The following is a 27,000-nucleotide window of genomic DNA, read 5'->3' as shown; positions in this document are numbered from 1 at the left end:
AATTAAGCCTATAAAGAATATGCGAGTTAGTTATGAATACCCATGACCTCGTCGCCTTCGTCGCTGTGGTCGAGACCGGATCAATCGTTGCCGCCTCGACGCGCCTCAATCTCACGCAGCCTGGCGTAACCCGGCGCATCCAGAATCTCGAGGAGATGCTGGGCGCGCAGTTGTTGGACCGGCTGTCGAAACCGTTGAAGCCCACGGCCGCAGGTCGTGAGGCCTATGAGCAGGGCCGGCGCCTTCTTCGGATGCTGGACGACCTCAAGTCAGGCGTCGCCAATGACGGCGTTGTACGCGGCGAGTTCAGGCTCGGCCTCACGCCGTTTCTCTCCGAGGCCGGACTCAGCGCGCCGCTCGACGCGGTGCGTGCCGAATTTCCGGCACTGAGCGTGCGCGTCGTCTCGGGCTGGTCGCCCAACCAAGTCGAGCGGGTCAGCCGCAACGAGCTGGATGCCGCCGCGATCTGCCTGCCTGACGGGGCAACGCCGCCTGCCGATCTCGTCGCCGACGATCTCGGGTCGCAGCCGGTGGTGTTCGTCGTCGCGCGCGACATGAAGATTCCGCGCACCGTCGACCTGGAGCGCCTGTCGCAGCTCTCGTGGGTGATCAACCAGGACGGTTGCGGATTTCGCGACACACTCAAGCGTCGCTTCGATGCAGAGCATTTACCGTTCACCGTCGCTGTGGAGGCGCTGGACAGCGAGCTTCGGCTGTCGCTGGTGTCACGCGGTCTGGGCGTCGGCCTGGTCACGCCGATCGGGCTGAAGCGCAGCGCATTTCGCGACAAGCTCAAGCCGGTCGCTGCGCGGGAGTTCAATCCCGCCGTGCGCGCATGGCTGGTGCATCGCCCGCCGGCCGGGCGACTGACTCGCCCGATCAACCTGTTCCGCGACGGACTGGATCGGGAGCTGCAAGCTCTAATTCGCGCCTAGCGCAGCTTCCCGCGCGCCGCCACCGGCAGCGTGCCGATGATCTCCTCGCCGCGCACCATCACCACCTCGTCCATCATGTTGACGACGACGCAAACGTGATTGGGCACGATGCGGACGACGTCGCCGACGTTCGGCCTTGTGTTGCTGCGCGAGAGGTCGAGGAAGCCGTGTTCTTCCGCGAAGCGCGCAATTTTGGCCTCGGGGTGCTCCAGGATCAGGCCGTGGCCGTCGAGCCCGCCGGTGTCCGTCGTCAGCGTCTTCGAGCCGGCGTCCAGAATGCCGCGCTCGGGTGCGGCGCGGCTGACGACGGTCGAATAGATGTGCAGCGCGCAATCGTCCCAGGTGGCGGAGCCCGCGGCGACCTGCATGCGGTCGTTGTAGATATAGGTGCCGAAGCGGTGCTCGGTGCCGCCCTTGAGCTTGCCGATATTCTTCAGGTTCGGCGTGCCGCCGGTCGAGACGATTTTGGCATCCAGCCCGTGCGCGCGCACGCCGGCCAGCGCCTCGTCGTAGAATTTCTGCGCGTCGGCCCAACCGGTCTCGGTCGGGTACAGCATGAAACCGGCGAATTCGAGCCCCTTGGACGCGGCGATCTCGCGGGCCAGCGCAATCGCCTCAGCCGGGGTCTCGACGCCCGCGCGCTTGCGCCCCGTGTCGCATTCGACCACGACCGAGAGCGGACGCCCCGAGGCCGCGGCTGCCCTGGGCAGGCCGGCGACGACCGTCGAATTGTCGGCCGCGACCGTCATGTTCGCCTTCGCCTGCAGCGCGCCCAGGCGTGCCATCTTCTCTTCGCCGAGCAGATTGTAGCTGATCAGGATGTCGTCGATGCCGGCATTGGCCATGATCTCGGCTTCGCCGAGCTTCTGGCAGGTGATGCCCTTCGCGCCCGCCGCGACCTGCAGCTTCGCGATCGTCGGGTTCTTGTGCGTCTTGATGTGCGGCCGGTTGGCGACACCCGCATAGTCGCAGGCCTTCTGGATCCGCGCGATGTTGCGCTCGACCCGGTCCATGTCGATGACGGCGCAGGGCGTGCCATATTCACGGGCGATCTTGGCGGCGAGGGGAGTGGTCATGTCATCTCTCTATTTCTGGACCCGTAGAATGGGTAGAGCGAAGCGAAACCCATCCTACAAATTACGCTTGCTCGATTTCTTCGCGGAGCATTTCCAGTTCGAGCCAGCGCTCTTCGGCGGCGGACAATTCGTCATGCGCCTTGGCGATGGCGGCGGAGGTGTCGTCGAATTTCTTGCGGTCTTTGGTGTAGAGATTGGGATCATCGAGGAAGCGCTGCAGCTTGGCAATGTCGGCGTGCAGGGTCTCGATCTTCTTCGGCAGCGTTTCCAGCGCGTGCTTCTCGTTGAAGCTCAACCGCCGCTTTGCCGTGGCAGGCGGAGCAGCCAGCCGCTCCTCTTTCTTCTCCGCGGGGGCTTGCGCCTTCGTGGTCTCGCGCTTGAGGTCGGCACCGCGCTGCGCCAGCATGTCGCTGTAGCCGCCGGCATATTCGGTCCACTTGCCGTTGCCTTCGGGGGCGATCACGGACGTGACGACGCGGTCAAGGAAGTCGCGGTCGTGGCTGATCAGGATCACCGTGCCTTCGTAGTCGCCGAGCATGTCCTCGAGCACGTCAAGCGTTTCGAGGTCGAGATCGTTGGTCGGTTCGTCCAGCACCAGCAGGTTCGAGGGCTTTGCCAGCGCGCGCGCCAGCATCAGCCTGCCGCGCTCACCGCCCGAGAGCACCTCGACAGGCGTGCCGCGCTGCTCCTGGGCGAACAGGAAGTCCTTCATGTAGCCGACCACATGCTTCGGTTTGCCGCCGACCATGATCTGGTCGCCACGGCCGCCGGTTAGCGCCTCGGCCAGCGTCGACTTGGGATCGAGGCTTTCGCGGTGCTGGTCGAGCGTGGCCGTCTCAAGATTGGCGCCGAGCCGCACGATGCCGGCATCGGGCTCCGCGCCGCCGGTGAGCAGGTTGACCAGCGTGGTCTTGCCGGCGCCGTTCGGTCCGACGATGCCGAGCCGGTCGCCGCGCTGGATGCGGGTCGAGAAATTGTCGACGATCACGCGGTCGCCGAAGGCCTTGCTGATGCCCTTGGCCTCGATCACCAGCTTGCCGGATTGCTCCGCTTCGGACGCAGCGAGACTGGCGGTGCCGGCCGTGCCGCGATAGTTGCGGCGCTGGTCGCGCAGTGCATGCAGATTGCCGAGCCGCTTGACGTTGCGCTTGCGGCGGCCGGAGACGCCGTAGCGCAGCCAGTGCTCCTCGTCGACGATCTTGCGGTCGAGCTTGTGCTGGTCGCGCTCTTCCTCGGCGAGCACCTCGTCGCGCCAGCTCTCGAACGAGGCGAAGCCACGATCGATCTGCTTGATCTTGCCGCGGTCGAGCCATGCGGTCGAGCGCGAGAGATTGGTGAGGAAACGGCGGTCATGGCTGATGATCACCAGCGCGCCGCGGCGGCTGTCGAGCTCCTTTTCCAGCCATTCGATGGTGGAGAGGTCCAGATGGTTGGTCGGCTCGTCCAGCAGCAATATGTCGGGCGAGGGCGCCAGCACGCGAGCCAGCGCGGCACGGCGGGCCTCGCCGCCGGAGACGTTGGCCGGGTTCTCGTTGCCGGTAAGCCCGAGCTGCTCCACGAGGTAGCGCGCCTGGTACGGATCGTCGCCGGGCGCAAGGCCCGCCTCGACATAGGCGAGGGTGGTCTTGTGGTCGCCGAAATCCGGCTCCTGCGGCAGATAGCGAACGGTCGCGCCGGGCTGCACGAAGCGCGTGCCGCCGTCGGGCTCGACGAGGCCGGCTGCGATCTTCAGCAGCGTCGACTTGCCCGAGCCGTTGCGGCCGATCAGGCAGACGCGCTCGCCCGGCGCGACGTTGAGCTCGACGCCGCTCAGCAGCGGCGTGCCGCCAAAGGTGAGCTTGATGTCTTTGAGTTGGATCAGGGGCGGCGCCATGACTAGCCTTGATTCAAATTCTGGCTCGTCGCGGCCTGGTCGGCACGGCGGCGCTGGATCCGGCGCAGCGTCTGGTCGAGCGCGGAGAGGAACGCCGAGCGGTCGCGCGGCGCGAACGAACGTGGGCCGCCGGTGACCTCGCCGGCCGAGCGCAGATCCGTCATCAGATTGCGCACCGCCAGCGTCATCCCGATCGACTCTTCCGTGAACGGCTTGCCGTTCGGTGCGATCACGTCGGCGCCCGCTTTCACGCAACGGCTCGCCAGCGGAATGTCCGATGTCACGACGACGTCGCCCGGCTTGGCCCGCTCCGCGATCCAGTCGTCGGCGGCATCCATGCCGGCGCCCGCTGCAATCCGCTCAATGAACGGATCCTGGGGAACGCGAATAAAATTGCCGGCAACCACGCTCACGGGCACGCCGTGCCGGAGCGCGACACGGTAGATCTCGTCCTTCACCGGACAGGCGTCGGCGTCGACATAGATGCGGGTGGGGGTATCAGTCATTCGCCGCGTGGTACCCCATTCCGGCCGCAAAGGCGAGGGGATTGACCGGTGTTCCCGGGGGCCTACGATCAACCCTGAAACAACAAGAATTCAGGGAAAGGCCCGCCATGCCGAACCGGCTCGAAACCTACCGCGTCGAGGCCTACAACACCGCCAAACAGTCCGAAAACAAGATGCATGACGACACGGTGGCGCGCCGCTTCGGCTTTTCCGGCGGGCTGGTCCCCGGCGTCGATGTCTTCGCCTACATGATGCACGTGCCGGTGGCGCGCTGGGGCCGCGATTTCCTGTCGCGCGGGCTGGTCGAGGCCCGCTTCATCAAGCCGGTCTATGATGGCGAGACCGCCGATGTCGATGCGACCGAGCACAACGGCCTGCTCACGATCGAGGTCTTCAGCCGCACCGAGCTCTGTGCCACGGGCACGGCCTCCCTGCCGGTGGCCGCGCCTGTGGTGTCGCTGAACGACTATGTGGCGGTGCCGGTCGTAGCCGAACGCAAGCCGGTCAGCCCCGCGACTTTCGAGACCGGCAAATGGCTGGGCACGATTCCGCGCCGCTGGGCCGGGCAGGACGCGACCGATTATCTCGCCGACGTCAGGGAAACCGATCCGATTTTTGCGCGCGAGGGGCTCGGCCATCCCGGTCTGATCCAGCGCGTGATGAACCGCGTCCTCGTCGACAACACGATTTTGGGCCCGTGGATCCATGTCGGCAGCCGCATGCAGCTGCTGTCGGCCGCGCGCGCCGGCGACGAGATCACAGCGCGGGCAAAAGTCACCGCGAACTACGAGAAGAAGGGCCACCGCTTCGTCGAGCTCGACGCGCTGGTCGTCGCCAACGGCACGACGCCGCTGGCGCACTGCCAGCATACTGCGATCTACCAGCCGCGCGAGCAGGCGGCGGCCTGAAAGCCAGTTGAGGTCTCCTTGCGCGCCCTCGTTTGTTTCGGAATAGCACTCCTTTTGTCGCTCCAGGCGCCTTGCGTCGTGCATGCCGCCGCACCGATGCCCGATAGTGTGTCGTTCAGCGAGCAGACGACGACGTGGAGCACCGTCAAGTTCGCCGTCGATGCGGAGAATGGCTTTGTCAGCGGGTCGCTCGACAAAAGCATCATCGTCGAACGCAGTTTCAAATCCTACGTGCTTGAGAATCGATATCTGAGGGTAACGCTCGTGCCCGAATTCGGAGGGCGTATTCTTTCCATCGTCTACAAGCCGACCGGCCACGAGCAGCTTTATCGAACGGAAGTCGGAGTGCCCTACGGCATGAAGGCCGGAAATTTCTACTACGACTGGCTCATGGTGTACGGCGGAATCTTTCCCACGTTCCCGGATGCCGAGCACGGCAAGACGTGGCTGAAGCCGTGGGCTTTCCGGGGGGTGAAGGAGGGCGCCGACGAAGTCACGGTCGTGATGTCGTTCCGGGATGACTTCGACTATTCCGCGCGGCCGAGCAAGTTCAGGGGCGCGACCGGCATCGAGGCGAGCTACTACGTCACGCTGAAGGCCGATCGTGCCGCACTCGATGCGCGCGTGGTGCTGAAGAATCCGAACGACGAGGCTGTCCAATACGAGTACTGGACGTGCACGACGCTCGCTCCGGGATCGGAGCCGAAAAATCCCAGGGCAACGGGCGGCGCCGAAATCATCGCGCCGATCCGAACTTACACGACGCCTGCCTGGTCGGCCAATCTGGCAGACGGCGACGAGAGCGCGGGTATGGGCAGGCGGCGCTTCGAAAACCTGCGCTACTTCAAGAACTGGCCAACGATGGGCATCGCCTATGCTGCACCAGATATGCAGGGCGGGAATTTCTGGGGCGTCATCAACCATGACAATGCAGAAGGAATTATTCGCATTGCGGACAATACCCTCACGCGGGGCTTGAAGATGTGGACGTGGGGGTTTCCGTCACTCACCGGCGAAACCGATGCCCGGAAGGATCCGAACGAGTGGCGGCCGTATGTCGAATTATGGGCGGGCGTGTCAGACCAGTTTTTCCACAGCGCAGACTTTCCCGCACGCAGTGAGGTGTCGATTCCGGAAACCTACAGCCCGACCGTTGGCATGAGCAACGTGACGCATGCGAACGAGAAAATCCTGATCAATTTCTCGGCCGAGGCGTCTCACGCCGTTCTCGAGTTCTTCAGCATCGAACCGGCCATCCCGTTGCTTGTCACGTTGAAACAGGGTGACATCGCTCTGTTCAGCGGGGTCGTGAGCGCCGATCCGAACAACGGAAATCGCATTTCGGCAGCGATTGCCGACGGCCGTCGCGGGGAAAAGATACGGCTAACGATCACGACCACGGAGGGAAAGGAGTTGATCGCCGCCGAAACGGCGATCAAGTGATCTCTTCCGGAATGCCGGTCGAACCCCCGGCGTTGTCACGATCGCGGAACTCCCCTACGCCGCCTTGCCCTTCGCATCCTGGATCGCACGCCACACCCGCTCCGGGGTCAGCGGCATGTCGATGTGCTTGATGCCGTAGTCGGAGAGGGCGTCGAGCACCGCGTTTACCACCGTCGACAGGCTGCCGGCGCAGCCGGCTTCGCCGCAGCCCTTGCTGCCGAGCGGATTGGTCGTGGCCGGTACCGGGTGATCGCCGACCGTCATGTTCGGAACGTCCTCCGCGCGCGGTAGCGCGTAGTCCATCAGCGAGCCCGTGATCGGCTGGCCGCTCTCGTCGTAGCGGACATGCTCCATCAGCGCTTGGCCGATGCCCTGGACCACGCCGCCATGAAGTTGGCCCGCGACCAGCAGCGGGTTGATCACCGTGCCGAAATCGTTGACCGCGCTGTAGCGCACGATCTGCACCACGCCGGTATCAGGATCGATCTCGACCTCGGCGACGTGGCAGCCGTTCGGGAACGCCGAGGGCACCGGTTCGCTGGTATGGTCGACGTCGAGGCTGTCAGGCACGCCGTCCGGCACCTTGCCGTCATGCAGCTTCCTGGCGAGCTCCATGATGTCGATGCTGCGGTCGGTGCCGGCGATGGTGAAGCTGCCGTCGGCGAACTCGATGTCGGCCTCGGAGGCTTCCAGCATATGCGCCGCGGCGCGCTTGCCCTTCTCGATGACGAGCTTGGCGGCGCCCACGATCGCCATGCCGCTCGCCGTGATGGAGCGCGAGCCGCCGGTGCCGTTGCCGGTGTGGACGATGTCGCTGTCGCCTTGCTCCAGCTTCACGCTGTCGAACGGCACCCCTAACTGCGCGCACAGCACCTGCGCGAATGCGGACGCGTGGCCCTGGCCGTAATCGAGTGTGCCGGTGATGAGCTGTACCGAGCCATCGGGATCGAACACGATCTTGCCGAGCTCGGGGCTCGGCGGCGCGGTGACCTCGAGATAGGAGCCGACGGCGATGCCGCGCAGCTTGCCGATCTTCTTGCTCTCTTTCTTGCGCTTGGTGAAGTTCTCGTGGTCGGAGATTTCGAGCGCCTTGTTGAACACCGCCTGGAAGTCGCCGCTGTCATAGGTCACGCCGGAGGAGGCCGGGAACGGCATCTGGTTCGGCTTGATGAAGTTGCGCTTGCGCAAGGTCAGCCGGTTGATGCCCATCTCGTCGGCGGCGCGGTCGATCAGCCGCTCCATGTAGTAGTTCGCCTCGGGCCGGCCGGCGCCGCGATAGGCGCCCATCAGCGTGGTGTTGGTGAGAACCGTCTTGATGTCGACGGCCATCAGCGGTGTGCGGTAGACGCTCGAAAAATTCTTGCCGGTGTTGAGCGAGAGCGGCCCCGGCGCGACGCCGGTGATGTAGGCGCCGAGATTGCCGTAGCCTTCAAGCTTTGCCGCGAGGAAATGCCCTTCGGCGTCGAGCGCCAGCTCGGCATGGATTTTCTGCGCACGGCCGTGGCTGTCGGAGAGGAAGCTGGTGGAGCGTTCGTCCAGCCACTTCACCGGGCGGCCAAGCTCCTTGGCCGCGTACAGGATGCACATGTATTCGGGGTAATTGACGTTCTTCATGCCGAAGGAGCCGCCGACATTGGCGGTGAGGACCCGCACCTTCTCGTTCGGCACCTTCAGGTTCTTGGCGAGGTTGGCGCGGTTGCCCGCAACGCCCTGCGTCGGCATCTGGATGGTGTAGCGCTCGGTCTTCTTGTCGTAGGAGGCGAGCCCCACGCGCGGCTCCATCGAGACGACGGCGACGCGGGTGTTCTCGATGTCGACTTTGGTGACGTGGGCGGCACTGGCGAAGGCCGCGTTCACCTTGTCCATGTCGCCATAGTGGTAGTCGAGCGCGACATTGTTCGGGATGTGGTCATAGAGCAGCGGCGCACCGGGCCTGGCGGCTTCCTCGGGATCGGTCACCGCCGGCAGCGGCTCGATATCGAGCTCGACGGCTTCGGCGGCGTCGCGCGCCTGCGCCAGCGTGTCGGCGACCACGAAGGCGACGGGATCGCCGACGAAACGGACCTTGTCGGTCGCCAGCGGCTGCCGGTTGGTCTGGAGCAGGGGGGAGCCGTCGCGGCTCTTCAGCGGCAGGCCGCAGGTGAAGGGGCCGTAGCCGGCGGCATCGAGGTCCTTGCCGGTCCACACCCCCAGCACGCCGGGCATCGCCCTGGCGGCGTCGGTGCCGATGCCGCGAATGAGCCCATGGGCATGGGTGGAGCGGACGACCACGGCATGGGCCTGGCCGGGCAGGTTGAAATCGTCGGTGTAGCGGCCCTTGCCGCGCACCAGCGTATCGTCTTCCTTGCGGCGGACCGGCTGCCCGACGCCGTATTTTTGCAGTGCAATAGCGTTTTCGAGCGTGGACGATTTGGTGTGTTCTTGCATGGAATTGACCTGAAAAGCCGGCAATCGCGCGTTTTGGGGGGCGCCTGGAGGACCGGACCCTCCAAAAATAACCCACGGTCCCGTTCACGACAACGCACGAATGGGCATGGTCCCATGTGATGCGTTGTTGCGCAGGCTTGCCGCGCTGCTAATGTTTCAGGCGAAAAAGCAATTCCAGATCGGCCCCATCGGGCCGCGGAAAGACAATTTGTATGAATGACCACACGCGGCTCCGCGACGGCCATGCGCCGCACGGTGGGCTGGAGGGGTCGATGGCGGCGGTGGCGTTGGCCCCCGAACCGGCCGTCGTCGCGCAAGCGCCGGGAACCGGCGTCTATGCGGCGCTGGACCTCGGCACCAACAATTGCAGGCTCCTGATCGCTTGTCCGACCAGCGACGGCTTTCGCGTGGTCGATTCCTTCTCGCGCATCATCCGGCTCGGCGAGGGCGTCTCGGCGACCGGTTCCATCAGCGAGGCCGCGATCGAGCGCGCCGTCGCCGCACTCAGCATCTGCCGCGACAAGATCAATTTGCGCAAAGCCAAGCGGCTGCGGCTGATCGCGACCGAGGCCTGCCGGGCCGCCTCGAACGCGGAAGGTTTCCGTAGCCGCGTCGCGGCCGAGACCGGCATTGAGCTCGAGGTGATCGACCGCGAGACCGAGGCCTCGCTCGCCGTGCTCGGCTGCGCACCGCTGGTCGACCCCAGGGGCAGAGGCGCGATCCTGTTCGACATCGGCGGCGGCTCGACCGAGCTGGTGCGGATCGAACGCGATCCGCAAAATCCGGAGCCCCGCATCAAAGCCTGGATGTCGATCCCGCTGGGCGTCGTGACGCTGGCCGAGCAGTTCGGCGGCCGCGACGTCACGCCGGAAATCTATGCCGCGATGGAGCAGGAGGTCGCCAACCACGTCGCGCCGTTCGCCGAAGCGCACGGCGGCGATCTCGCCGACATGCACCTGCTCGGCACCTCGGGCACGGTGACGACGCTCGCCGGCATCCATCTCAACCTCGCGCGCTACGACCGCCGCCGCATCGACAGCATCTGGATGAACGATTCCGACATCACCGCGACCATCAGCAAGCTGCTCGGCATGAGCTACGAGGAACGCGCCAACAACAGCTGCATCAGCGTCGAGCGCGCCGATCTCGTGCTGGCCGGCTGCGCCATCCTCGATGCTATCAGGCGCGCCTTTCCGCTGCCGCGCCTGCGCGTCGCCGACCGGGGCCTGCGCGAAGGCATGCTGGTCGAGATGATGCGCGAGGACGGCGCACTCAGGAGCTGGTGAGATGGCCAAGGACACCACCGGCCGCTTGCACGTCCAGGTCAAGACCGGCGGCAAGCGCAAATTGTCGTCGAAGCTGTGGCTGGAGCGGCAGCTCAACGATCCCTATGTGGTGAAGGCGAAGGCGCTCGGCTATCGTTCGCGTGCCGCATTCAAGCTGCTCGAGATCGACGACAAATACCGCCTGCTGAAACACGGCATGGCCGTGGTCGATCTCGGCGCCGCGCCGGGCGGCTGGAGCCAGATCGCCGCCAAGCGCGTCGGCTCGGTCGACGGCAAGGGCAAGGTTGTCGCGATCGATCTGTTGGACATGCCCGAGATCGCCGGCGTCGACTTCGCGCAGCTCGACTTCATGGACAACGACGCACCCGCGAAGCTCACTGCGATGCTCGGGGGCGGCGCCGACATCGTGATGTCCGACATGGCCGCCAACACCACCGGCCACCGCAAGACCGATCAGCTCCGCATCGTCGGCCTGATCGAAACGGCGGCCGCGTTCGCCTGCGACGTGCTGAATCCGGGCGGGGCATTCCTGGCCAAGACGTTCCAGAGCGGCGCCGACGCCGATCTGCTCGCCCAGCTCAAGCGCGATTTCGCGACGGTGCGGCATGTGAAGCCCGCTGCGAGCCGACAGGATTCGTCGGAGCGCTATGTGCTGGCGACAGGGTTTCGCGGCGGGCAGCCGGTCCCGGACTGACGTGTCACGCTCACATCAGCATGACATTCACATCGATAACATCTTGAGCTGATAGATACATCATCTGCAATTTCAGCGGGTGAGATCGATCCATGCCGTGCCTTCATCGACAACGCTTGCGCGTTTGCAAGCATCGCCTGTCCCTTGCCTCGGTCTCCTTTCTGGCGTTGGCGTCGCTTGGCTTTGCTTCGGCGACGACGTCGCGTGCAGGGACGTCGATCACGGTCAGCACCCAGACGCCTTGCAATATCGGCCTCAGCGGCAACGACGATCTCGGTGATCTCAAGAAGATCTACCAGAGCGCGAACAGCCCGTCCGAGCAGGCTCTCGACCAGTTCAACCAGATCATCACCGATACCGGCATGAAGCGGACGCGCCTGCTGCTCAGCGATGTCTATTGCGATGTCGATCAGACCGGCGATGTGTTCGGGTACACGCAGGACGGCGTTTTCCATCCGGGCGACTGCCAGCCTCTGGCCTGGCATCTTGAGTGGGCCCTGGGTCGCGGGCTCTCGCCTCACGTGGCGGTCGCGGCCTTCATGCCGCCGCGCCTGGTGCAATACGGACCTGGCGAGAGTTGGAATCGGAACGGGCCGGCTCCGGCACTTTTCCAGAAATACGCCAACGCTCTCGTGCGATATATCGCGAAGAAATCGTTCGACGGCGGGGCGTCATCCGTCATCTTCGAGGTCAGCAACGAGGCCGATATCGCCGATTCAGCCCCGGAGAACTGGAGTGACACCAATCCATCCGCCTACAGGCTCAAGCCATTGGGGTCATGGGGCCGTTGGCTGTGGTGGATGGATCCGGCCAAGTATGTCCTCAACCAGTGGACCCCGCTGCAGACCCACGTGATGTCCAAGGCCGAAGATCCGACCTTGTCGTACCCCTACGGGCTCGATGCGCGCCGTCTGCCCAGGCAGCTCTTGCCGGTTCAGAAGGTCTTCTCGCAGGCGATCGTGAACATCAGAAACGAACTCGCCGCCAACCAGAGTTATAACGGCAAGACGCTGGAAATGGCCGGGCCGGCCCTGGTCGGACTGAGCTTCAACTATTATCCGGCGGAGAATCTTCAGACGCTGGAGGAAGTCTTCCTCGACCAGACCTTCAATCCGCTGGCAGACACTTACTTGGCAAAATTCAACGCGCGGCTCGATCGTTTTTCGTTCCACTATTACGGTTCGACAGACGGCACCGGCGGTTTCGCGTTCTTCGACAATCTGGTCGACAAGGCCAAGGCCAAGCTGGACGCCTTGAAGAAGAACAATGCCAACATGCCCGACGTTAAACTGTTCCTGTCGGAATGGGGCCCTACGGCCTATGAGGCGACTGACGTCAATTATTCGCACAAGGGGGCGGCGTGGACGGCGGCGTTCCTGTCCGAAGCCGTGAAAAAGAAGATATCAATGGGGTCGTACCTCATTATCGGCGACGGCCAGGGGGATCCGAACATCACACCTTTCCTCGGCCAGGCCAGCCTGCTCCACAAGGTGCCGCACGGCGATAACCCGGCCGACTACTACCCGAAGCCGGTCGCGAACCTCTTCAAGATGTACAACAAGATGTCAGGCCAGCGGGTGCAGGCTGCGCTCACCGGCGGGGCGGGCTCCCACCTCAACGCGTTCGCGACCTGGGATGGCGCTAACTCGACCGCGAACATCATGGTCTACAACTATGATCCGACCCGTGTCTTCGGCAACAACATTTCGACCGAGACGCCGGAGGGGATTTCGCTTGAGGTCGACAACCTGCCGTTCAGCGACGGCTCGACCGTGACGATTGAGCGCTACCTGATCGATGCGAATACCAGCAACCTGGCGAAGTTCTATTCCGATCCGACCCACCCCGATCCCAACCTGCAGAGGATATTGCTGCAGCGAACGATCAAGAGCGGAAAGCTCGTCCTGACGGGCGACGCGCTCGGGCTGGGTGTCGTGCTCTACCGCATATTGCCGCCGACGGTGGTTCCCTAAGTTAGTTGAACGCAAACCAGACCTTGGCGACGAATGTCGCGCCGCACCAGTTCGAGACCAGGCCGTCCGGGTTGGTGATCGGATTGGCGCGGCCGCCCGGCCGCGCATTTGGATCGCCTGTAAAGACGAAGCAGTTTTCCTTCGACAGATTGGTGTCGTAGTAGCGCAGATCGAGGTTGAGCGCCTTGTGCGTGAACGTCACGCCGGCCTGCCAGTTGAGATAGGCTGGCAGCGGGAAGCCGCCGAGTTGCGAGGTCTGGTCGCCAAACCAGGAATAGCCGGCGGCGGTAGTGAACGACACGGTCAGGTTCTTCAGCAGAAACCGCTCCGGCACGTCGAAGCCGATGCCGGCCGCCACATATTGGCTCCAGGCGCCGGTGTTCGAGACGTTCGGAGAATAGGCGTAACCGCCGGCGACGCGGAACTGATCGCCGATGCGTCGATCGCCGCGGACCACGATCTCCCAATAATTGATGCCGTTGGTCTCGCCAGGAAGTCTTTCACCGGGATAGGCGAAATAGGTCGCCCCAAGATCAAAATCGATCGTGGCAATCTGCGGGCGCACGCCGGCGGCAAAGGTGAGTTCGGCGGCCGGTTGGGTCGGCAGCTTGACGGTGGCGACCGTTGTGCCGGCGTAGAGCGGGCCCCATCTCGTCTCGAAGGCGGCGCCGGCTGCGGGGCCATGATCGGACAGCGTGGTCCCGCGATAGATGTAGTCGGATGCAAGCCCCGCGCGAGCGCTGAATTCGAGCTCGTCGGCAGGCGTTGCGTGGGTGGTGTCGGCCGCCGACCAACCGCGGTTGCCGAGGCCGAGCGCCCCGGCCGGGGATTGGGCCAGCGCCAAACCGCCGGTCATGGGTGCAAGCCACAATCCGGCCAGCGCGGCAAATAAGGCGCCGCTTGCACCCCGAAACGATGTTTCGTGTCGCCGCAAGTCGATCATCCTCCCAGAGCGACCGCGATGCCAACCAGCGTACTACCGACAGCCACCATCGCAAGTCCCGCCAATGAAGGCCGCAGCCCGCTACGAACCCCGAAGACGTAACCGCAACAGAACAGCATCACGATGGCGACGGCGTAGGAGACGCGCAGCGCCAGTCTGGCGTCGCTCAGGAACAGGAACGGGATGACCACCGGGAAGGTCGACAGGAAGCTCAGCAGGCAAAGGCCGAGCGCTCCGATCCAGTCGCGCTTTGTTAGCCCCGGACCAGGAGCTGGCTCAGGCAATTGTAGCAACCGTTGCCGCAGCGATTCCAACTGCTCTGCGGGCAGCATGGCCGACAATTCCGGCGGCAGTGCGTCGGCAATGACGCGACGCGCTGCTTCGGGATCCGGCGCCTTCCGTATCGCGCGGAGGGTCAGAACCTTGTCTCCCCGGTCATTGATGCGCGCCAGCAGATAAAGACCGCCGTCAACGATGCCCCAGGCGAGATTACAGCCGAGTGCGCCGACGAGCATTGTTTGAATATTGATATTGGTCCCGGTCGCGACACCTAGCGAACAGATGAAGGTGAGGGCCATGATCAGCCCGAACAAGGTCTCCGAGATCCGTTCCATCGGATCAAGTACGTCCCCGAACGGAGTATCCGGTCCCAATAGAGCCATGGCCTGGTCTTCGATCACCGTTTGCAGGTGTCATCGAGGCTCATGTCCGGCTTTCGCTCCTTGAGCTAGGTCAAGGCGGCTGGGCACGAGTGCTGGGCCGACCGGCCGGCGGACGCCGCCCGTGCCCGCCACATCGTGGACGATTTTACGACGTCGGGTTCTGACCGACGTCGCTCGGGCCTGATAGCCCTTTACCCCAGCCTTTGATCTCGCACGTCCTGCGTATCTTCCGTCGCCGTCTTGACGGCGGCGGTCGCCGCGCTCTTTGCGGCACCCTTGCGGCTGGCGATCTCGACCGCCTTGCGGCCGGAGATCTCGTGGCCGGCATCGGCGGGCATCTGCCAGAAGAACCAGCTCGACGCCGCCGAGGTCAGCGCGATCACGACGAAGGCCGGCGCGAACACGGTGGCGTCGATCTCGCTGACATGGTTGAACCACATCGTCGTTTCCACGCAGGCCGCGCCGACCGCGACGCCGGCGGAGACCGCGAGCTGCTGGTTGACGCTGACCAGCGTGGTGGCGCGGCTCATCTGCGCGGTCTCGACGTCGGCATAGGCCACCGTGTTGATCGCGGTGAACTCCAGCGAGCGGAAGAAGCCGCCGACCACCAGGATCACCAAGATGATGAGCAGCGGCGTCGTCACCGTGAACAGCGCGCAGACGCCGAGGAAGAACGCGCTGACGACCGCGTTCACCGTCATCAAATTGCGGAAGCCGAAGGTGCGGATGATGCGCGCGGCCAACGTCTTCATGCCCATGGCGCCGAGCGAGGAGCCGAAGGTGACGAGGCCGGAATGGAAGGGCGACAGCCCGAATCCGATCTGCATCAGCAGCGGAAGCAGGAACGGCAGCGCGCCGATGCCGAGCCGGAACATGAAGCCGCCGAGAACGGCCGCGCGGAGCGTCGGCAGTTTCAGGAGCGAAAAATCCAGCACCGGCGAACCCGTCCGCCGCGCGTGCAGGACGTACAGTGTCATCGAGATCGTTCCGCCCACGACCAGCGCCGCGACCGTGCTCCAGGGCAGAAGGTTGAGCCCGGCGACGGAGAGACCGAACGCGATGCCGGCGAGGCCAACGCCCGCGAGCACCATGCCGTAGAGATCGAACGGTTCCCGCGTCTCGCTCTTGATCGGATCGATGAAGCGCAAGGCCATGAAGATGCCGAGCAGCCCGATCGGAATGTTGATCAGGAAGATCCAGTGCCATGACGCATAGGTCGTGATGAAGCCGCCGAGCGGCGGGCCGATCACGGGCCCGATGAGGGCAGGGACCGTCACCCAGGCCATGGCGTTGACCAGCGCGCTCTTGTCGACCGAGCGCAGCAGCACCAGGCGTCCCACCGGCGTCATCATCGCCCCGCCCATGCCCTGAAGGATGCGCGCGAATACGAAATCGGTGACGGAGGTCGAGAGTGCGCAGCCGACCGAGCCGACCATGAACACGCCGACCGCGATCGCGAACACCATGCGCGCGCCGAAACGGTCCGCAGTCCAGCCGCTCGCCGGGATGAACACCGCGAGCGACAGCAGATAGGAGGTGATGGCAAGCTTGAGCGTCAGCGGGCTCGTGCCGATGTCGGCCGCGATCGCCGGCAGCGAGGTGGCAATCACCGTCGAGTCCATGTTCTCCATGAAGAGAGCGGTGGCCACGATCAGCGGAATGACGCGTTGCTTGTCGACCATGACGGATTGGTAATGAAAATCAGAAGGAAAGGTGGACTTGCGGCTTATCACCGCCGCTTGGCCGGGACCATTGCGGATCAACGCATAGCACCTAAATCCTGCGTAACAACGGTGTGACCCTCGACGGCGGGTGCACGTGCTCCCGCGTCATTCCGGGGCGCGCCCTTGGCGCGGGCCCGGAATCCATCGGGCCCCACAGGCCGCTGCGGGATGGATTCCGGGCTTGCGATTTCCTCGCTCCGGGAAATGGCGAAGGGTGGCCGCCGCCCGGCCATCCACGCCGAATTTACTTAAAAAGCCTGTGCATGGCTGGCCGGCGGTCCGATTTGCTTTGATTCGTCGCGTGGCCGTGCTATCGACCCGCGTCAACCCCACCGATGGGCTCCGATTCTCCGGCGATGCCGCAAGGCACGCCGAGGGCGGCGCTCATCCATAGCTATTTGCGGCAGGGCCGCAGGAAGGAGTTGGCAGATGGCCACGGTGCAACTTCAAGGCATTCGCGAAGCCTTTACGTTCGACGACGTGCTGTTGAAGCCGGGCCTGTCGGACGTCATGCCGGGCGAGGTCGACATCCGCTCCCGCGTCACCCGCGCCATTCCGCTCAACATCCCGATCATGGCCTCCGCCATGGACACGGTCACCGAAGCCCGCATGGCGATCGCCATGGCGCAGGCCGGCGGCCTCGGCGTCATCCACCGCAATTTCGACCCCGAGGGGCAGGCCGCCCAGGTCCGGCAGGTCAAGCGCTACGAGTCGGGCATGGTGGTGAACCCGCTCACCATCAGCCCCGAGGCCACGCTCGACGATGCGCTCAAGCTGATGAGCGACCACGGCATCTCCGGCATTCCCGTCGTCACCGGTGCGAGCAAGAATACGCCCGGCAAGCTGGTCGGCATCCTCACCAACCGCGACGTGCGGTTTGCCACCGACCGCCGGCAAAAAGTCTCCGAGCTGATGACGCATGACGGGCTCGTCACCGTGCGCGAGAATGTCAGCCAGGACGAAGCGCGGCGGATGCTGCACCAGCATCGCATCGAGAAGCTGCTCGTGGTCGACGAGCAATATCGCTGCGTCGGCCTGATCACCGTGAAGGACATGGAGAAGGCGGTCGCCCATCCGCTCGCCTGCAAGGATGCGCAGGGCCGCCTGCGCGTCGCCGCCGCCACCACCGTCGGCGACACCGGCTTCGAGCGCACCGAGCGGCTGATCGATGCCGGCGTCGATCTCGTCGTCGTCGACACTGCGCACGGCCATTCCCGCCACGTGCTGCATGCGGTCAATCGCATCAAGCGCCTGTCCAACTCCGTCCAGGTCGTTGCCGGCAACGTCGCCACCACCGAGGGCGCGCAGGCGCTGATCGATGCGGGCGCGGACTGCATCAAGGTCGGCATCGGCCCGGGCTCGATCTGCACCACGCGCATCGTCGCCGGCGTCGGCGTTCCCCAGCTCACCGCGATCATGGATGCGGTGGAAGCTGCAAAGAAGTCCGACATTCCCGTCATCGCCGACGGCGGTATCAAGTTCTCCGGCGACCTTGCGAAAGCGCTCGCCGCCGGCGCCGACATCGCGATGGTCGGCTCGCTGCTCGCCGGCACCGACGAGACCCCCGGCGAAGTGTTCTTGTGGCAGGGCCGTTCCTACAAGGCCTATCGCGGCATGGGCTCGGTCGGCGCGATGGCGCGCGGTTCGGCCGACCGCTATTTCCAGCAGGACATCAAGGACACGCTCAAGCTCGTGCCTGAAGGCATCGAGGGCCAGGTGCCCTACAAGGGCCCGGTCGGCAACGTCATGCACCAGCTCGCCGGCGGCTTGCGCGCCGCGATGGGCTATGTCGGCGCAAAGGACATGAAGGACCTGCACGAGAAGGCCCAGTTCGTCCGCATCACCGGCGCGGGCCTGCGCGAAAGCCACGTCCACGATGTCACGATCACGCGCGAGAGCCCGAACTATCCGGGCGCGGGTTAGGTACTCCACACACCACTGTCATGCCCCGGCTTGACCGGGGCATCCAGTACGCCGCGGCCATTCGGCTCAATCACCGTAGCCTCTGGAATACTGGATCGCCCGATCAAGTCGGGCGATGACACCGAGAGTGTGGCGCGAGCGTGCCGCCTCTCGCCAGCGCATGCCTCCGCGACCAACCGCTCCACCGCTTTTGTATTGACGCGCATCGCTCCCTCCGCTTCCGTCCGGGTCGAAACAAAATCCGGAGGAAGCCATGTCCCAAGCCAAACGCATCGTTCTCGCCGCGCGTCCCGTCGGCGAGCCAAAGCCGTCCGATTTCCGCATCGAGGAATTCGCAGTCCCGGCGCCCGGCGCGGGTGAAGTCCTGCTGCGCACGATCTGGCTCTCGCTCGATCCCTATATGCGCGGGCGCATGAGTGACGGTCCGTCCTACGCAGCACCTGTGCCGGTCGGCGGCGTGATGGAGGGCGAGGCGGTCAGCGAGGTCGCGGCCTCCAACAATCCTGATTTCGCCAAGGGCGACATCGTGCGAGCCCGTACCGGATGGCAGTCGTACGCGATCTCGAACGGCAAGGGCTTGATCAAGGTCGATCCGAAGCTCGGTCCGATCTCGACGTCCATCGGCGTGCTCGGCATGCCCGGCATGACCGCCTATACGGGCCTGCTCGACATCGGCAAGCCGCAGGAAGGCGAGACCGTCGTCGTCGCCGGTGCCTCCGGTGCGGTCGGCTCGGCCGTCGGGCAAATCGCGAAGATCAAGGGCGCGCGTGCAGTCGGTATCGCCGGCGGCAAGGACAAGTGCGACTACGTGGTGAAGGAGCTCGGCTTTGATGCCTGCCTCGACCACCGCGAAACCGATTTCGCCGCGAAGCTGAAGTTTGCCTGCCCGAAGGGCATCGACGTCTATTTCGAGAACGTCGGCGGCGCCGTGTTCGAGGCGGTGTTCCCGCTGCTCAATCCGTTCGCGCGTGTGCCGGTTTGCGGCCTGATCGCCCATTACAACGACACCGAGGCCAAGCCGCCGAAATGGGCCGCAGCGATGATGCGCGCGACGCTGACCAAGCGGCTGACCTTCCGCGGCTTCATCGTCTCCGACTTCGCCAACCGCCATGGCGACTTCCTGCGCGACATGTCCGGCTGGGTCCGTGACGGCAAGGTCAAGTACAAGGAGTTCGTCACCGAGGGCCTGGACAGCGCGCCCGGCGCCTTCATGGGGCTCCTGAAGGGCGCCAATTTCGGCAAGCAGTTGGTGCGGGTCGGGCAAGATAAGGCGTAAAGCGTTTTCGAGCGAAGTGGGTACCGGTTCGCGTGAAGAAAACGCGCCAAACGAGACGCTAGAGCCCCGGAACGGGGCTCTAGCTGCATGGCCTAGTTGCAAAGGCGTCACACCCCGGACATCGATGGTTAACAAAGAGTGACCGATTGGCCACACCTGCCCGCAAAAGCCGCAGGTGTGACCGTCGGTTCATTGACGGCTGAGCGAAGGCATTGAATCATCGCGCATATTTTAGGTGCTGCGATGTTAGAGATTGGTATTTTCAGCGTAATCCTTCTGGCTGCCGGCTATTGGGCGACCCTGTTCGTCATGGGCCGTCGCGACGACGTCATCCATGGCAAGTTCGTCCACGTCGACGAGGAGGGCGATTTCACGCCAGCCGCGATGCCGGCGCCACCACCGCCATTCCCGAAACGTCCGGGCAAAGCTGCGCAGCCTGACAAGGTCCAGCCTGCGAAGGCGGAGGCGAGGCCGGTCAACAGCGATGCGCTTCAATCGCTGCTGGCTGCGATCCAGCAGGATCTCAAGACCATCGCCTGATCCGCAACCTCAGACGCTGCCGCGCTCGACCAGGAACAGTTCGACGGCGAGCCGCTGTTCGGCGCGTGGCGTGCCTGATAGCCGCGCCAGCAGCAGTTCGCCCGCGATCCGTCCCACAGCCGCCGCATCGAACGAGATGGTGGTGAGACCGGGCGTGATCTGATCGGCGACGTCGTTGTCGCCGAAGCCGAGCAGCGCCAGATCGCGCGGCACCGAGAGGCCGCGGGCGCGGGCCTCGATCAGCGCGCCGGTCGCAAGCAGATCGTTGGCACAGAACACCGCATCGACGTCGCCGCCGCGTTCGAGCAGGGCGGTGAAGGCGGCGCGGCCGTCGGCCAGTCCCGTGATCTCACCGACACCGATCTCGTGGACGATCTCGAGGCCCAGCTGTGCCGCTGCGTTCCGAAATCCGTCGCGGCGCAGTGCGCCACGGCCGCTGCCGCGGCCGATGAAGGCGACGCGGCGATGTCCGGCTTCAGCCAGCCTGCGCGCCGCCATCGCGCCGGCATCCGCATTGGGCAGGCCGACCAGCATGTCGATGGGGTCGCGCGGAAACGCCCAGGTCTCGATCACGGGAATGCCGAGCTCGAGCAGCGCGGCGCGATTCTCCTCGAGCTCGATCACGCCGGTGAACATCACCGCTGCGGGGCGGATGCCGCGCAGCGACTGGATCATCGCGACTTCCTTGGCATAGGAGTAGGAGGTCTGGCCGACCAGCACCTCGAAGCCTTCCGGCTCTAGCGTGGCGGCAAAGCTGCGCACCGCAAGGCCGAACTGCTGGCTGAGAATGTTGGAGACGAAGGCCATGACCACGTTCGAGCGCCCCGAGCGCAGCGCGCGCGCATGCGGGTTGGAGGCGTAACCGGTCGCCTCGATCACTTCGAGGATACGCTCGCGGGTCTCGCGATTGACCTTCTCGGGGTGACGCAACACCCGCGACACCGTGATCGGCGCGACGCCCGCGCGCTCCGCGACCTCCTCGATGCGCGGCGGCCGCCCGCTCGCGCTGGCGCGGCCGGGCGGCGCTGGAATGCGCACCACGTCGTCATAGGTCGGCTTTGCCGGATCGGTCATCGAATCCCGAGTGTAATCGCAGTCGGTATCGTCTCCAAAACTCAGCGCGCCGGCAGCTCGTCGCGCGACAGCGCGCGGCCGACCTGGACCAGGCAGTCGCCGCTCTGGCTGTCGGTGTGCAGGCGCTGCGAGATCACGATGCCGTCGGCGGGGAAGCGCAGCACCTCTTCCGGCAGCTCCGGGCGCTCGAAATCATGGTACCAGCCGGCGACGTCGCCGGCCGCAACGCGCGCGCCGACCATGACCGCAGGCTCGAACCAGCCGCGACGGGTCGCGAACACTGCCTGCGCATGGCTTTGCAGCGCCAGCAATTCGGTGGCGCGCTCGACCGGCACATGTGGCCCGAGCACCGGGGCCTGGACGAGGCCGAGTGCGAGCAACAGCCGATCGACGGCGCGCGCGGTGAGCGCCATGGTCTGCGGCGTGACGGTGCCGCCGCCGCCGAATTCACCGGAGAGCCCGATCGCGCCGGCGCGTGCAGCCGCGGCCATCGAGGTCGGAGCGGTCGCGCCGTTTTCGGCGACGAAGGCGAAGGGCATCCCCAACCCCTCCATCAGGCGCAGCGCGTGGCCGAACATCTCGGGCGTGCCCTGCCGCTCGATCAGCGCGCAAGGCACATGCGCCATCGAGGTGCCGCCGGAATGGATGTCGAAGACGACTTCGTGCCGCGGAAACAGCTCGTGCTCGAGGAAGTGCGCAAGCCGGAATGTCGGCGTGCCCGCGGCATCGCCGGGGAAGGCGCGGTTGAGGTTGCCCTCGTCGAGCGGCGAGCGGCGGCGTGCCGCCATCACGGCTGGCCAATTGGCGAAGGGCAGGATGGTGATCTCGCCTTTGACGTCCTTTGCATCGAGCCGGCGATACAGCCGCGTCAGCGCGATCTCGCCCTCATATTCGTCGCCGTGATTGCCGGCCATCAAAAGCAGTTTTGGTCCGGCACCGTTCTTGATCCGGAAGATCGGGATCTTGAGCTGGTAGTAGGGGGAGCGATCGATCGAGAAGGGAATGCCGAGATGGCCCGACCATTTCTGGTCCTTCTCGAAATCGATCTCGTGGAAAAGTCCGGTATGCATGGCTTGCCTCGCGGCCGCGCCGTCGCCGGCGCCGGCCAAAGGTTGAAAGGATGGCGGCGCCCTAGAGCAAGGCGACCGCGGTCATCTCGACGCGCAGGTCGGGATCGGCGAGGCGGGCTTCGACGCAGGCGCGCGCCGGCGGGTTGGCCGGATCGATCCAGGCATCGTAGACCGAGTTCATGGTGTCGAAGTCGGTGATATGAGGCAGGAAGACGTTGACCGCGATCAGCTTGGAGCGGTCGGAGCCGGCTTCCTTCAGCAGCGCGTCGATCTTGGCGAGCACCTGCTGGGTCTGCGACACGATGCCGGCCTTGCGGTCGTCAGCGACCTGGCCGGCGATGTGCACCATACCGCCGGCGGCGACGGCCTGGCTCATGCGCGAGCCGACGACGTAACGTTTGATCATCTCAAAATTCTCCTCGTGAAGCTTGGCTCCCGCATTGGTGCGGGAGCCGTGTGCTAGTTCACAGCGTCGGCAGCGTCTGCTCTTCCTTGAACCATTTCAGCTGCAACGCGCCGAGCTTGCCGTTGAGCTTGTTGAAGAAGATGTCGGTATTGATCCAGTTGAGCAGGTTCTGCTCGCCCTGGCGCACGCCGACATGGGCCGGCGACTGGCGGATCAGGAACTTCAGCTCGACCTCCTTGGTCGGGTTCTGGTCCTGCACCTTCAGCGCGATGGCGCTGTTCTCGGCGAAGGTGTCGGCCTGTCCCGCGAGAAAGGCGGCGAGCGCGGCGGGCGTATCCTCGAAACGCACCAGCTTCACCTTCGGCGCGTTGTCGGTGAGCCAGACGTCGAGCGTCGAGCCCTTGGACACGGCGACGCTGCGGCCGTCGAGATTGTCGGGCTTCTTGCCGGTGGCGGCCGGAATTGCCTTGGCGCCGTAGACGCCGAGGTTCACCACGGCATAAGGCTGCGAGAACATCACCTGCTGGGCGCGCTCTGGCGTCGCGCCGAGGCCCGCGATCAGGATGTCGATCTTGTCCGAGAGCAGGCTCGGGATACGCGCTGCGCCCGTCACCGGCACGAGCTCGAGCTTGACGCCCATGTCGGCGGCGATCAGCCGGGCGAGATCGGCGTCGAGGCCCGCGATCTCGCCCTTGTCGTCCTTGAAGCCCCAGGGCGCGGCATCGGTCAGCAAGCCGACGCGCAGCTTGCCCGCGCCGAGCACGTCCTGGAGCTTGTCGGCTTGCGCGAGGGTGGGGGCAGCGAGCACGGCGAGCGCCGTGGCTGCGATCGCAAAGAGGGACTTCAATTTCGTCATGACTCTCTCCTGGTGGCGGATGGCTGGATGATCATTTCGCGGAGGCGATGAAGCTCGCGAGCTCGGGGGTTTCAGGATTGGCGAACAGTTTTGCCGGCGGGCCCTGTTCCCAGACGCGCCCCTGATGCATGAAGACGATGCGGTTGGCGACGTTGCGGGCAAAGCCCATCTCGTGGGTGACCAGGATCATGGTCATGCCCTGCTTCGCCATCGCCTCCATCACCTTCAGGACTTCGCCGACGAGCTCGGGGTCGAGCGCGGAGGTCACCTCGTCGAACAGCATGAGGTGAGGGGCCATGGCGAGGCAGCGCGCGATGGCGACGCGTTGCTGCTGGCCGCCGGAGAGCTGCTCCGGCCAGGCGTCGATCTTGTCGGCGAGGCCGACGCGGGTCAGCACATCTTCCGCCAGTGCACGCGCTTTCGCTTTGTCGATGCGGCCGGTGAGGAGCGGAGCCAGCGTGATGTTGCGCTCGACCTTCAGGTGCGGAAACAGATTGAAAGCCTGGAACACGATGCCGACGCGCTGACGGAATGCCTTCAGGTCAGGCATCCTGGCGTGGACCTTCTCGCCCTCGACGTGGATCTCGCCGGAATCGACGCTCTCCAGTGCATTGATGCAGCGGAGCAGGGTCGACTTGCCCGAGCCGGAGCGGCCGATGATCGTGACGATCTCGCCTTCCTCGACGTCGAGCGAGACGCCCTTGAGCACCTCGACCTTGCCGAATGTCTTGTGCACGTCGCGGATTTCAACGAGAGCCATCGAGGCGGGCCTCCAGAGAGCGGGACCAGAGCGTGAGCGGCAGGCACAGCGCGAAATAGATCGCTGCGACCAGCGCGTAGGTGAGCAGCGGCTGGAACGTTGCCGCGCTCACCACCTGCCCGGCGCGGGCGAGCTCGACGAAGCCGAGGATCGAGGCGAGCGAGGTGCCCTTGATGAGCTGCACCAGGAATCCGACGGTCGGCGGCAGCGACAGCCGCAGTGCCTGCGGCGCAATGATGTGGCGGAATTGCTGCCAGGCTGAGAGGCCGAGACAGGCGCCGGCCTCCCATTGCGCCTGCTTTACCGCCTCCAACCCGCCGCGCCAGATCTCGCCGAGGAAGGCAGCGGTGTAGAGCGTGTAGGCGACGGTGACGGCGACGATCGCGGGCACCTGGATGCCCAGGAACATCGGCATGCCGAAATAGAAGAAGAACAGCAGCCCGAGCAGCGGCACGCTTTGGACGATCTGGATGCACGCCGCCATCGTCCAGCGGAGCCCAGCGACGCGGCTGATGCGGCCCGTGGCGAGCGCCAGCGCCAGCGGCGCACCGAAGGCGAGCGCGAGCACGACCAGCGCAACTGTCCAGCGCAGCGCCGCGAACAGCGAGACGAAATCGATGAGGGTGAAGGATCGCATCGCTTTCCCCTCAGCGCCGCCGCGGCCAGCGGAAGGCCGCCAGACCGATGATGGCGAACAGCGCCTTGAACGACATCGCCATCGCGAAATAGACCACGCAGATCACCGCATAGACTTCGAAGCTGCGATAGGTGCGGCTCTCGATGAAGCCCGCGACGTGAAACAGCTCGTCGGCCGCGACCTGCGAAGCGAGCGAGGTGCCGAGCAGCAGCAGGACGAACTGGCTGGTCACGGCCGGATAGGCGTTGCGCAGCGCCGGCGGCAGCAGGATGTGACGGAACACCTGCCAGCCCGACAGGCCAAGGCACTGGCCGGCTTCGATCTGGTTCTTCGGCACGGAGTCGAGGCCGGCGCGGATGATCTCGACCGAATAGGCGCCGAAATAGAGCGACAGCGCGACGGCGGCGGCTTCGAAGGCCGGCAGCTTCAGGCCGAAGTTCGGCAGCACGAAGAAGACGATGAAGATCTGGATCAGCGACGGCGTGTTGCGGAACAGCTCGATGTAGCCGCGCACCAGCCAGCGCAGCGGCGTGATGCGGCCGTTCAGCGCGACCGCGCCGGCAACGCCGATCAGAAGCCCGGCCAGCGCCGCGATCACCGTCAGTTCGAGCGTGACGATGGCGCCGTCGATGAGCTGGTTCTGATAGCGCCACAGCGGCAGGAAATTCATCGGGCCCGCTCTCAGCCGAACTGGGTGGGCAGGGCGCGCGTCACGACGCCGTCGGCGTCGAGGCCGAGGATCACGCGCCAGCGGTCGAGGCAGGTGCAGGGATGCGAGATGCCGAAGGCGATGATGTCGCCGACCGCAAGCGTGCCATCGGGCGCAACGGACAGGAATGCATGCTGGTCATTGAGACGGGTGACCGACAAGGTCTCGGCGAGCCCTTGCTGCGCGACGCCGTCGCGGAAGACGCGCAGCGGCACAGGCAATCCCTGATCGAAGGAGGCATCGCGCATGCCGAAGCCCGCGATCACGAGGCCTGCTTCCGGCCGCGACAGCACCTCGGCCCAAAGTGTCAGCGCAGGCTGGAAACCCTCGGCCGCCGAGTGCCGCGCGCCGTCGATGACGAGACCGCCGCGACGGTCGAGCTCGGCGAAGGCGCGCGCGTAAATGCCGTGATCGGCGAAGAACAGCGCGCCTGAGCGCAGGAGGACGCTGGCGTTGCCGTCTGCCTGCGCGCTCGGTGCGAGCGCGCGGGCGACGACGTCGAAATAGGCCGAGCCGCCGGCGCTGATGATCAGCGGCCGGCCCGGGGCAGCATGACGTACCAGCGCGAAGGCCGCGATGGTGCGCTCCATCAGCGCCGCGATCGCGCGCATCGTCTCGTCGGCATCGGGCGTTGCGACCGCGCCTTCGTAAGTGGCGACGCCGCCGAGCAGGAGGCCGTCGGCCGCAAGCACCGCGGCGATCGTCGCTTCGACCGCGGCGCGATCGCGCGCGCCGGCGCGGCCTACGCCGAGCTCGACCAGCACGGACAATTCGCTGCGGCCCGCAATCCGGGCCGCTTCCGCCAGTGCTGCGACCGCCGCCGGTGAATCCGCGAAGGCGTGAAATTCGACGTCGGGATAGGCGCCGAGCAACGCGCCGAGCCGCCGGCCGGCCGCGAGCCCGCCGATCTCATTGGCCAGCAGCAGGCGCCGCTCGCCATGGGCGAGCAGCACGGCGGCCTGCTGGATATTGGCGACCGTCGTGCCCCAGGCGCCGGCCTCGCGCAGCGACCGCGCGAGCTCCGGCGACATCGGCGTCTTGGCGTGAGGCGCAACAGCAACGCCGGCGCTATTGCACCAGCGCAGGAATAGGTCGCGATTGGCTGCGAAGGCGGCATCATCGAGGGTGAGGGCGGGCAGAGCGAGATCGCCGCGGGAGGGCTGCCAATTCTGGCGGGCGATCTCCTCGATCGGCAGGCCATCGACCAGGGGGATGCCCCGCGTGGTCGTTGAAAGACGTTGGCTCTCCCACCGGGACAAGAACTGCATCGTCGCTCCCTCAGCGGCCCCTCGACCGCTC

The 27,000-nt window shown here is 65.4% G+C and carries 24 protein-coding genes; 9 read left to right on the top strand and 15 right to left on the bottom strand.

The window, feature by feature from the left end:
- Positions 1 to 32 precede the first annotated feature (32 nt).
- Complete coding sequence (locus tag CT676_RS08000; RefSeq protein WP_135214319.1) at positions 33 to 935, top strand: LysR family transcriptional regulator; 903 nt, start codon at positions 33 to 35, stop codon at positions 933 to 935.
- Here the strand turns inward: CT676_RS08000 and CT676_RS07995 are convergent.
- The 3 genes from CT676_RS07995 to CT676_RS07985 all read right to left on the bottom strand — a co-directional run bounded on the left by CT676_RS07995 (position 932) and on the right by CT676_RS07985 (position 4,390).
- Positions 932 to 2,011: a D-TA family PLP-dependent enzyme gene (locus CT676_RS07995; RefSeq protein WP_135214318.1), complete on the bottom strand. Its 1,080-nt coding sequence runs from the start codon at positions 2,009 to 2,011 to the stop codon at positions 932 to 934. The two genes, CT676_RS08000 and CT676_RS07995, sit on opposite strands and share 4 nt — an antisense overlap.
- 61 nt (positions 2,012 to 2,072) lie before the next feature.
- Positions 2,073 to 3,884, bottom strand: a complete 1,812-nt coding sequence (locus CT676_RS07990) for an ATP-binding cassette domain-containing protein (protein ID WP_135214317.1) — start codon at positions 3,882 to 3,884, stop codon at positions 2,073 to 2,075.
- Positions 3,885 to 3,886: 2 nt separating this feature from the next.
- A complete protein-coding gene (locus CT676_RS07985) occupies positions 3,887 to 4,390 on the bottom strand; it encodes a YaiI/YqxD family protein (RefSeq protein ID WP_135214316.1) in 504 nt (167 codons plus the stop codon).
- Positions 4,391 to 4,497: 107 nt separating this feature from the next.
- On the opposite strand from CT676_RS07985, the gene CT676_RS43910 reads away from it, so the two are divergent.
- Complete coding sequence (locus tag CT676_RS43910; protein WP_167767986.1) at positions 4,498 to 5,298, top strand: hypothetical protein; 801 nt, start codon at positions 4,498 to 4,500, stop codon at positions 5,296 to 5,298.
- 78 nt (positions 5,299 to 5,376) lie between these two features.
- The gene (locus CT676_RS07975; RefSeq protein ID WP_135214315.1) at positions 5,377 to 6,741 is read left to right on the top strand and encodes a DUF5107 domain-containing protein; all 1,365 of its coding nucleotides are present in this window, start codon (positions 5,377 to 5,379) and stop codon (positions 6,739 to 6,741) included.
- Positions 6,742 to 6,795: 54 nt separating this feature from the next.
- Here CT676_RS07975 and CT676_RS07970 read toward each other — a convergent pair whose 3' ends face one another.
- Entirely contained in the window at positions 6,796 to 9,168 is a 2,373-nt protein-coding gene (locus CT676_RS07970) for a xanthine dehydrogenase family protein molybdopterin-binding subunit (protein WP_135214314.1), read from the bottom strand.
- Between the two features lie 212 nt (positions 9,169 to 9,380).
- Between CT676_RS07970 and CT676_RS07965 the strand changes: the two genes are divergently transcribed.
- The 3 genes from CT676_RS07965 (at position 9,381) to CT676_RS07955 (ending at position 13,121) form a co-directional block, all read left to right on the top strand.
- Positions 9,381 to 10,454, top strand: a complete 1,074-nt coding sequence (locus CT676_RS07965; protein WP_135214313.1) for a Ppx/GppA phosphatase family protein — start codon at positions 9,381 to 9,383, stop codon at positions 10,452 to 10,454.
- 1 nt (position 10,455) lies between these two features.
- Positions 10,456 to 11,148: an RlmE family RNA methyltransferase gene (locus CT676_RS07960; RefSeq protein ID WP_135214312.1), complete on the top strand. Its 693-nt coding sequence runs from the start codon at positions 10,456 to 10,458 to the stop codon at positions 11,146 to 11,148.
- A gap of 116 nt (positions 11,149 to 11,264) precedes the next feature.
- Positions 11,265 to 13,121: a hypothetical protein gene (locus CT676_RS07955; protein ID WP_135214311.1), complete on the top strand. Its 1,857-nt coding sequence runs from the start codon at positions 11,265 to 11,267 to the stop codon at positions 13,119 to 13,121.
- A gap of 1 nt (position 13,122) precedes the next feature.
- On the opposite strand, the gene CT676_RS07950 is transcribed toward CT676_RS07955, so the two are convergent.
- From CT676_RS07950 to CT676_RS07940, 3 genes are all read right to left on the bottom strand, one after another.
- Positions 13,123 to 13,977, bottom strand: coding sequence for a TorF family putative porin (locus CT676_RS07950; RefSeq protein ID WP_167767984.1), 855 nt, complete (start codon positions 13,975 to 13,977; stop codon positions 13,123 to 13,125).
- An 83-nt stretch (positions 13,978 to 14,060) separates the two neighbouring features.
- Positions 14,061 to 14,744 carry a VIT1/CCC1 transporter family protein gene (locus tag CT676_RS07945; RefSeq protein WP_135214309.1) on the bottom strand — a complete coding sequence of 228 codons (684 nt, stop codon included), beginning with the start codon at positions 14,742 to 14,744 and terminating at the stop codon, positions 14,061 to 14,063.
- 173 nt (positions 14,745 to 14,917) lie between these two features.
- Positions 14,918 to 16,408 carry an MFS transporter gene (locus tag CT676_RS07940; RefSeq protein WP_135214308.1) on the bottom strand — a complete coding sequence of 497 codons (1,491 nt, stop codon included), beginning with the start codon at positions 16,406 to 16,408 and terminating at the stop codon, positions 14,918 to 14,920.
- 471 nt (positions 16,409 to 16,879) lie between these two features.
- Here CT676_RS07940 and guaB point away from each other — a divergent pair, with 471 nt between their 5' ends.
- The 3 genes from guaB to CT676_RS07925 all read left to right on the top strand — a co-directional run bounded on the left by guaB (position 16,880) and on the right by CT676_RS07925 (position 20,189).
- Positions 16,880 to 18,373 (top strand): IMP dehydrogenase, encoded by a 1,494-nt coding sequence (guaB, locus tag CT676_RS07935; protein ID WP_063983796.1) that lies wholly within the window; start codon positions 16,880 to 16,882, stop codon positions 18,371 to 18,373.
- Positions 18,374 to 18,626: 253 nt separating this feature from the next.
- A complete protein-coding gene (locus CT676_RS07930; RefSeq protein WP_135214307.1) occupies positions 18,627 to 19,649 on the top strand; it encodes an NADP-dependent oxidoreductase in 1,023 nt (340 codons plus the stop codon).
- A gap of 243 nt (positions 19,650 to 19,892) precedes the next feature.
- Positions 19,893 to 20,189, top strand: coding sequence for a hypothetical protein (locus CT676_RS07925; protein WP_085402226.1), 297 nt, complete (start codon positions 19,893 to 19,895; stop codon positions 20,187 to 20,189).
- Between the two features lie 9 nt (positions 20,190 to 20,198).
- On the opposite strand, the gene CT676_RS07920 is transcribed toward CT676_RS07925, so the two are convergent.
- The 8 genes from CT676_RS07920 to CT676_RS07885 form a co-directional block, all read right to left on the bottom strand.
- Positions 20,199 to 21,263: a LacI family DNA-binding transcriptional regulator gene (locus CT676_RS07920; protein ID WP_135214306.1), complete on the bottom strand. Its 1,065-nt coding sequence runs from the start codon at positions 21,261 to 21,263 to the stop codon at positions 20,199 to 20,201.
- Positions 21,264 to 21,304: 41 nt separating this feature from the next.
- Positions 21,305 to 22,333 (bottom strand): succinylglutamate desuccinylase/aspartoacylase family protein, encoded by a 1,029-nt coding sequence (locus CT676_RS07915; protein ID WP_135214305.1) that lies wholly within the window; start codon positions 22,331 to 22,333, stop codon positions 21,305 to 21,307.
- Between the two features lie 61 nt (positions 22,334 to 22,394).
- A complete protein-coding gene (locus tag CT676_RS07910) occupies positions 22,395 to 22,739 on the bottom strand; it encodes a RidA family protein (protein WP_018645782.1) in 345 nt (114 codons plus the stop codon).
- A gap of 58 nt (positions 22,740 to 22,797) precedes the next feature.
- Positions 22,798 to 23,595, bottom strand: coding sequence for a transporter substrate-binding domain-containing protein (locus CT676_RS07905; RefSeq protein ID WP_135214304.1), 798 nt, complete (start codon positions 23,593 to 23,595; stop codon positions 22,798 to 22,800).
- A 31-nt stretch (positions 23,596 to 23,626) separates the two neighbouring features.
- Complete coding sequence (locus CT676_RS07900; protein WP_135214303.1) at positions 23,627 to 24,355, bottom strand: amino acid ABC transporter ATP-binding protein; 729 nt, start codon at positions 24,353 to 24,355, stop codon at positions 23,627 to 23,629.
- The gene (locus CT676_RS07895; protein ID WP_135214302.1) at positions 24,342 to 24,992 is read right to left on the bottom strand and encodes an amino acid ABC transporter permease; all 651 of its coding nucleotides are present in this window, start codon (positions 24,990 to 24,992) and stop codon (positions 24,342 to 24,344) included. Before CT676_RS07895 ends, CT676_RS07900 begins: the two co-directional genes overlap by 14 nt.
- Positions 24,993 to 25,002: 10 nt before the next feature.
- Positions 25,003 to 25,662: an amino acid ABC transporter permease gene (locus tag CT676_RS07890; protein ID WP_063983789.1), complete on the bottom strand. Its 660-nt coding sequence runs from the start codon at positions 25,660 to 25,662 to the stop codon at positions 25,003 to 25,005.
- An 11-nt stretch (positions 25,663 to 25,673) separates the two neighbouring features.
- The gene (locus CT676_RS07885; protein ID WP_135214301.1) at positions 25,674 to 26,969 is read right to left on the bottom strand and encodes an amino acid deaminase; all 1,296 of its coding nucleotides are present in this window, start codon (positions 26,967 to 26,969) and stop codon (positions 25,674 to 25,676) included.
- Positions 26,970 to 27,000 lie beyond the last annotated feature (31 nt).

Source organism: Bradyrhizobium sp. MOS001 (assembly GCF_004634465.1).
GTDB lineage: Bacteria > Pseudomonadota > Alphaproteobacteria > Rhizobiales > Xanthobacteraceae > Bradyrhizobium > Bradyrhizobium barranii.
The sequence above is the reverse complement of the archived record's forward strand: the minus strand, read 5'-3'. Positions and strand labels throughout refer to the sequence as shown.